The following is a 2910-nucleotide window of genomic DNA, read 5'->3' as shown; positions in this document are numbered from 1 at the left end:
AACAGGAGCCCCCATGCATCCGAGAGAAACGATAAGAGAAACATTTGTTGCTTTGATAAAGGCAGCAAAGACGGCAGCTGGTGACAATGTTTTCAATATGCGTGACTTCAATTTATTTATTGAAGCAATGCCAGCTATTAATATCTCAACGCAAAGTGAAACCATTGAAGATGGCTATGATTATGGAGTAAGACGGCGTGTTTTAACGCTAGATGTTGAATGCTATGCAACATGTGAAGATGGCGCACGTTTTGTTGATCAATTAGCATGGGAAGTTGAGGAGGTTTTCTACGCTAATCCCAATCTCAACAACACAGTTGAAACATGCCGCCTGCAAAATATTGCTTTTGCCTTTGGTGATAATGGCGCCTTAGCGCTCCATGGTGCGATTTTAACCTTTGAAGTCACTTATGTGACGAATATCCCCAACATGGATGAAGAAGAAGGCAGTGTAACAGCAAGAATCGTTGAACATTTCTTAAGCTTTGAACCAGAAACAGGCGTGAGAAACAAAGATAAATACCATAAAATTGAAGGTGGACATGTTAGAGCGGCGCGATAAAGAAATCACAGATCTAAAGAGACGTGTGGCAAATATGGTTGTGGTGGGGAAGATTAGCCATGTCGACCATAAAAACGCACGCTATCGGATAAAAAGTGGCAATCTTGTCAGTGACTGGATTCCAGATACCCAAGCCCGCGCCGGTAAAACACGCTCCTATGAAGGGCGTGATGTTGGAGAGCAAGTAGTTGTTATCTCGTCATCAGGGGATTTGTCACAAGGGGTGATTGTGGGTTCCATTCATACAGATGCTAATCAAGCAGCCGATAAGGGCAGCATTCACCGAACGATATACCCTGATGGAACCAGCCTTGAATATGATGATGAACAAAACACTTATGGAATTCACATCAAATCCGGCGGAAAGTTTATCCTGACAATCGCTGATGGTGTGTCACTAAAAGGTGATGGTGGCAAGCTAGAGCTTACCGCACCGGAAGGCATAAAGATTGTTTCAGAAAGCGATATAAATTTAAACGCAAAAGGCGGCATCTCTTTGAAGGCTGGTGGTGGCGTTTCACTGAATTCGAATGATAGTCTCTCTCTTCATTCTGGAAATAATGTTTCCATTCATTCAAGTGGACTAAAGCATAACGGCACCAATGTAGGAGCAACACATGTTCACGGCGGTGTTACTCCTGGTGGCTCCATGACAGGAGGTCCCAATTGAACAGTGGAATGGACCGCACAACGGGAAAGCCATTAACCGGCATTGATCATTTGCGTCAATCAATCCTTGATATTTTGTTAACGCGGATTGGTTCGCGTGTAATGCGGCGTGATTATGGTTCACGTGTTGCTGAACTCATTGATGCACCGGTTAATAATGCTTTTGCTGTTGCTCTTTATGCTGCTGTTGCTGAGGCTTTAGACAAATGGGAACCGCGTTTTAAATTGAAAAAAATTGATTTTAAAAGGGGTGAGAATGGACACGTTTCTTTATCCTTTGAAGGCATTTATTTGCCATCCGGCAAGCCCATTACCATGGAAGGATTATTGATAAAATGAATGGAGTGCTTGCAAAACCAGACATCATCACAGAACTTTCTTTTGAAGAAATACGCGCTGCTGCTCTTGTCCATTTAAAAGAGCTTTTGCCTGAATATACCATTCTTGAAAGTGATCCGGCCGTAAAAGTCATAGAGGCTTTTAGCTATCGAGAGTTGCTTTTAAGACAGCGTATTAACGAAGCGGCACGCAACAACATTCTTGATTTTGCAACCGGTGAATCTCTTGATGCTTTGGGAAACTGGCATGGTATTGCCCGCATGGAAGAGGAAAGTGACGAGAGATATCGTGAACGCATACAGCTTCATGCCCGTGGAGGAAACGGAAGTGGAACAGAACCCTATTACAAGCTTATAGCCTTAACAGCCGATAGTCGAGTGAAAGATGCCATTATCTATCGTAAAGGCAAAAACCCAACCATCTATGTTGCTCTTTTTGGTAATAATGAAGAAGGAACAGCCTCTGAAGATCTCATACAAGCAGTTTCACAAGCTCTTCACAGAAAAAATATCATCATGACCAATGATACAATCATTGTTCACGCTGCTGTTAAAAAAGTGCTGGATTTAGAAGCAGATGTTTGGCTGTTACCAGAAACATCTTTGAAAATTCTCACAACAATGAAAACAAATTTAAGAACAGCATGGCAACAAGAACAAGCCATTGGTCGTGAATTAAGTTTATCGTGGTGGATTTCAAAACTAATGATTGCTGGTGTCCAAAAAGTCATTGCCATTACCCCAACACAAGACAGTATGGTTTGTGATGAAGAAATTTTATCGATTGGAAAAATCACCTTAAACTTCAAAGGACGTGCCCGCTAATGGTTGGTTCCCTCCTTCCCACAAACGCAACAGAATTTGAAAAGCGCCTTGCCGATGCTTGCGATTTTCATCAAGATATTGATGGTTCTGTTTTGGGGATTTCACGCGCAAAACTGATCACACGCCCTCCCCGTTTCTTGCCGTGGCTCATTGAAGAATACGGGCTTGGTGAACTGACACCTTATGTTCCAAACCTCTATGATTTGATTGATCAAGGGCTTCAATGGCAGCGCTTGCGCGGCTCACTTGCGGCAATAGAGTTGGGGCTTGAATGGCTAGAGATTTCTGCACGCTTTCAACCCGCCTGGACGGGGCGCGCATGGTGGAACTCCTTTCAACTTGATTTTGATCAGTTGCCTGAACGAACACAGCTTGAAGCCATTGAAGCGATTACAGATCTCTCCAAAAGTTTGCGCTCCGATTTTCGTCGTGGTGTTGCGGGGTATGATGTGCAAGCTGTTGAAGGCAATATGTCACGCCTTGATGACAGCATGTTGGAGTATGAAAGCGGTGTTC

General features: G+C 43.4%; 5 protein-coding genes. All 5 read left to right on the top strand.

Annotated features, from left to right (window positions below):
* Positions 1–13: 13 nt before the first annotated feature.
* Positions 14–562, top strand: a complete 549-nt coding sequence (locus ACFINE_RS09430) for a hypothetical protein (protein WP_375621858.1) — start codon at positions 14–16, stop codon at positions 560–562.
* Complete coding sequence (locus tag ACFINE_RS09425) at positions 543–1232, top strand: phage baseplate assembly protein V (RefSeq protein ID WP_375621857.1); 690 nt, start codon at positions 543–545, stop codon at positions 1230–1232. The genes ACFINE_RS09430 and ACFINE_RS09425 overlap by 20 nt, the downstream gene beginning before the upstream one ends.
* Positions 1229–1570, top strand: a complete 342-nt coding sequence (locus tag ACFINE_RS09420; protein ID WP_375612353.1) for a GPW/gp25 family protein — start codon at positions 1229–1231, stop codon at positions 1568–1570. The genes ACFINE_RS09425 and ACFINE_RS09420 overlap by 4 nt, the downstream gene beginning before the upstream one ends.
* Positions 1567–2394, top strand: a complete 828-nt coding sequence (locus ACFINE_RS09415; RefSeq protein WP_375621856.1) for a baseplate J/gp47 family protein — start codon at positions 1567–1569, stop codon at positions 2392–2394. The genes ACFINE_RS09420 and ACFINE_RS09415 overlap by 4 nt, the downstream gene beginning before the upstream one ends.
* A partial coding sequence (locus tag ACFINE_RS09410) for a phage tail protein (protein WP_375621855.1) occupies positions 2394–2910 on the top strand: 517 nt, incomplete at its 3' end. The genes ACFINE_RS09415 and ACFINE_RS09410, both read left to right, overlap by 1 nt.

Source organism: Bartonella sp. AA97HXZ, from assembly GCF_042196985.1.
Classification (GTDB): Bacteria; Pseudomonadota; Alphaproteobacteria; order Rhizobiales; family Rhizobiaceae; genus Bartonella.
Note: the sequence above shows the minus strand (reverse complement) of the source record. Positions and strands in the feature narration are given on the sequence as shown.

What these genes read in the sequence shown, in the direction of transcription:
- ACFINE_RS09430 (WP_375621858.1), top strand. Translation starts at nt 14, where the DNA reads ATGCATCCGAGAGAAACGATAAGAGAAACATTTGTTGCTTTGATAAAG.
- ACFINE_RS09425 (WP_375621857.1), top strand. Translation starts at nt 543, where the DNA reads ATGTTAGAGCGGCGCGATAAAGAAATCACAGATCTAAAGAGACGTGTG.
- ACFINE_RS09415 (WP_375621856.1), top strand. Translation starts at nt 1,567, where the DNA reads ATGAATGGAGTGCTTGCAAAACCAGACATCATCACAGAACTTTCTTTT.